Below are 3,323 nucleotides of genomic sequence, written 5' to 3' on the forward strand. Positions count from 1 at the left end.
GTGTTGGCGTACCCGCCTGTCCATAAAAGGCGTTCTCCAGACAAAAAGTGTTGGCGTACCCGCCTGTCCATAAAAGGCGTTCTCCAGACAAAAAGCTTTCAAGCAGGCCTTAAATTCAACGATTGGCACGGTATGCGCATATAGGTAACCAAGTGATTGTTGAACAATCATGATCGCCCTTACTGCTTCCACCTACCGAGGATACGAACATGCAAAAAGGTCTGATGGACAAGAAAACCACGCGCAACCTCGCGTGAGCGGAGGGAGTGCTACGGTGAGTCAACCCAAGGAAAAAAGCCTGTCGCTGCCGGACCAGGTCGCCATCGAGCTGCGCGAAGACATCATTGGCGGGCGCCTGTTGCCAGGTATGCCACTGGTGGAAAGCGAGYTGGTCAACGCCTACAACGCCTCGCGCAACACCGTACGCGAGGCGCTGCACCAGTTGGGTCGCGAAGGCCTGAMCAGCTATGTGCGCAACAAAGGCGTGATGGTGCGCCGAATGGGTATCGACGATGTGCGCGACATCTTCAAGGTCCGCCGCACGCTCGAATTGCAGGCGATCGCCGCGAGCAAGCCGTTACGCGAGTACCAGTCCGATCTGATGTTCGATGCCATCGAGGCGGCGCAACTGGCCCAGGATCGCGAGAACTGGCAAGCCTTCGGTACCCACAGCCTGCGTTTTCACCAACACATCGTCGGTCTGATGCGCAGCCCGCTGTTCGACGAATTCTTCACCCACGTGGCGGCCCAGACGCGCCTGGTGTTTTCCAACGCCCCCAGCGAGGAATCGTTCCAGAAACCCTGGCTTGAACGCGACCGGCATATTCACGATCTGCTGGGCGACGGCCGCAAGAAGGAAGCCGAGGAAGCCATGAGCAGCTATCTCAACGACTCCGAACTCGTGCTGCTGGATATTCTGAGCGGCCGACCAAAACACTGAAGAGAGGATCCATCATGTACAAGGATTATCCAGCGGCCTACCAAGTCAGCAAGGGCGCCGCATTGCAGGTAGACAAAGCGTTCTATGACCGCGTGCGCGAAAGCAAGGACGGCCGCACGCTGGTCGAGCAATTCGAAGTGCCGATTCGCACCGGCCGCGCCTGGAAGGTGCCGGCGGGGCATGTGTTTCGCGTGACCACGCCTGTGGGGCCGCAGGTCGGCGACTTCAACGTGTGGAGCGCCAACGATCCCCGCGAACGCATGTGGGCGGCCCGCACCCGTCAGTTGCAAGGCGCGCACGTCACCACCTACGACCGCTTGTGGTCGAACCTGCCGTTCCTGCGGCCGATGGTCACCATCACCGACGACAGCCTGGCCGGCTACGGCATCGACGAACATGGCGGCCGTTTGCACGACCTGCTCGGCACCCGCTGCGATCCTTACGTGAACAAGATGCTCACCGGCGAGGATTTCCATCACCATTGCCACTCCAACCTGACCCGCGCGGTGTTGCCGCACGGCCTGACCGAGTTCGACGTGCACGATGTGTTGAACATTTTCCAGTGCACTGGCCTCAATCACGACGACATGTACTTCATGAAGGCGTGCCCGGCGAAGCAGGGCGACTACCTGGAGTTCTTCGCGGAAATCGACCTGCTCTGCGCGCTGTCCACATGTCCGGGCGGTGACCTGTCATTGCCGATGTGGGGCCCCGACGCGGAGGATCCGCTGAAGGTTTGCCGTCCTCTCGGCGTGGAAATCTACCGTCTCGACGATTCGCTGCTGCAGGGTTGGAAACAGCCTGAGCGCGCCGCTTATAACGGTAACCACGGCTTGATGATTCCCAAGGCCGAGTGGGAAAAGTAAGGACCGAGTCGATTGACCCCCGGGATGTCTGCCTGCCCCGGGTGTTTTCGCAAGCTGTCGGCGGACGAATGTTCATGAAGGCGCGATGTTGGTCGGTGAGAATTCATTGAGCCGTTCCTGTCGATCCAGGGAAACAGCGAGCGATCAGTTCGAAGGTTGACTCCTCTTGTCATGGGGCCTTGGCGCTGTTGATGTTTCAGCAAAATGTGGRGCACACAACATCAAAGGTGAATCGGAAATACGCTCGTATCGTCAAAGGCTGGGTGAAAGCCATTGGCCTTGATCCAGTCGGCACGGCTTAACGGCCGTGATCCGTATGCGTATTTAAAGGACGTGCTCACGCGACTGCCGACGCAGCGGGCCAGTGAGATTACCGAGTTGCTGCCCCATGGATGGGCGCCCGTTTAACCACGCAAGTTCTGTTGGGCGGACGCTTACTGTCCAGGGCCTGGCCAGAAGGTTTTAGAAAATGCGTAGGGGGGGCTTGAAGCTGGAAGCAGGCTGCAGCTTCCGTTTCCCGGATGCTGACAGTTCAGTTGGAAGAGTTGTTCAACTGCTGAAGCTCAAGTTGCTTGGCAGCACTGGCTTCGAGGCTTGCACGCTCTTCATCCAGATACCGATAAATGCTTTGGAAGTTGGCGATTTTCTGTTTGATTTCTGCCATCTTCTTTTCAATTAGCTTGGCGCCGTCAGCGCAATCGATCAGCTTGTTGCGCTGCGCATCCAGAATCTCGCGTATTTCCCCCAGGGAAAACCCCATGCTTTGCGCGCGCTGGATAAAGTCCAGATCCTGCAGAGTTTGCGCTGTGTAAACGCGATAGTTGTTAGTTCGCCGCAGCGGTGAGATCAGGCCGATTTGCTCGTAGTAACGCAGCGTATGGCGGCTGGCGCCGCTGCGGGCCTCGAGTTCACCGATTTTCATAAAAACACCGCTTGACTATAGAGTTGGGTCGATAGTTTACGCTTGATTTCTCACCTTACCAAGGAGCAGGGAAATGAGCGTGGAGTGTTTTGTTACGGGGGGTACCGGTTTCATCGGTCAACATTTGGTGGCGCACCTGAGTGCAAAAGGTCACACCATTCGGGTGTTGATGCGTCGCCCAGAGCGACTGGCTGCACTGCGGGAGCAAATCGACAATTTGGGAGGGAACGCAATCCGGGTATTTGCCGTAGCTGGCGATCTGGAACGGGACAACCTCGGGCTGAGTCTTGCTGACCGAGAAGTGCTGAGGCACGCCAGAGTCATATTCCACCTGGGCGCCCACTTCGCTTGGGGGCTTTCAGTGGAGCATTCTCGTGCGGTGAATGTAGAAGGGGCAAAGCGCGTGGCGCTGTTGGCGGCTGAGCAAAAAAGCCGGTTAGTGATGATCGGCGGCTACATGCTGAAAAATCATGAACATCTGCAACGCATCGGGATTGATCCTCGTTATCCGCAGCTGACGAATTGGCCTGCCGTCTACCGGCATGTCGGTGGTTACGAGGGGAGCAAGCTGGAGGCGCATTTTGCGACCCTGGAG

At 57.5% G+C, this 3,323-nt stretch carries 4 protein-coding genes and 1 pseudogene; 4 read left to right on the forward strand and 1 reads right to left on the reverse strand.

The features are described from left to right. Positions 1-274 precede the first annotated feature (274 nt). The 3 genes and pseudogenes from ACXRVY_RS21090 to ACXRVY_RS21100 form a co-directional block, all read left to right on the forward strand. Entirely contained in the window at positions 275-940 is a 666-nt protein-coding gene (locus ACXRVY_RS21090) for a GntR family transcriptional regulator (protein ID WP_458238157.1), read from the forward strand. A gap of 14 nt (positions 941-954) precedes the next feature. Further along, complete coding sequence (locus ACXRVY_RS21095; RefSeq protein ID WP_223458933.1) at positions 955-1,806, forward strand: urea carboxylase-associated family protein; 852 nt, start codon at positions 955-957, stop codon at positions 1,804-1,806. Positions 1,807-2,079: 273 nt separating this feature from the next. After that, positions 2,080-2,214 (forward strand): annotated as a pseudogene (locus ACXRVY_RS21100) (transposase domain-containing protein); the annotation flags it as partial. A gap of 124 nt (positions 2,215-2,338) precedes the next feature. Here the strand turns inward: ACXRVY_RS21100 and ACXRVY_RS21105 are convergent. Then, positions 2,339-2,728 carry a MerR family transcriptional regulator gene (locus tag ACXRVY_RS21105; RefSeq protein ID WP_223458935.1) on the reverse strand — a complete coding sequence of 130 codons (390 nt, stop codon included), beginning with the start codon at positions 2,726-2,728 and terminating at the stop codon, positions 2,339-2,341. Positions 2,729-2,801: 73 nt separating this feature from the next. Here ACXRVY_RS21105 and ACXRVY_RS21110 point away from each other — a divergent pair. Then, positions 2,802-3,323: SDR family oxidoreductase (locus ACXRVY_RS21110; RefSeq protein ID WP_458238158.1), on the forward strand; the 522-nt coding region annotated here is incomplete at its 3' end.

The organism is Pseudomonas sp. P5_A2_2, from assembly GCF_054177685.1.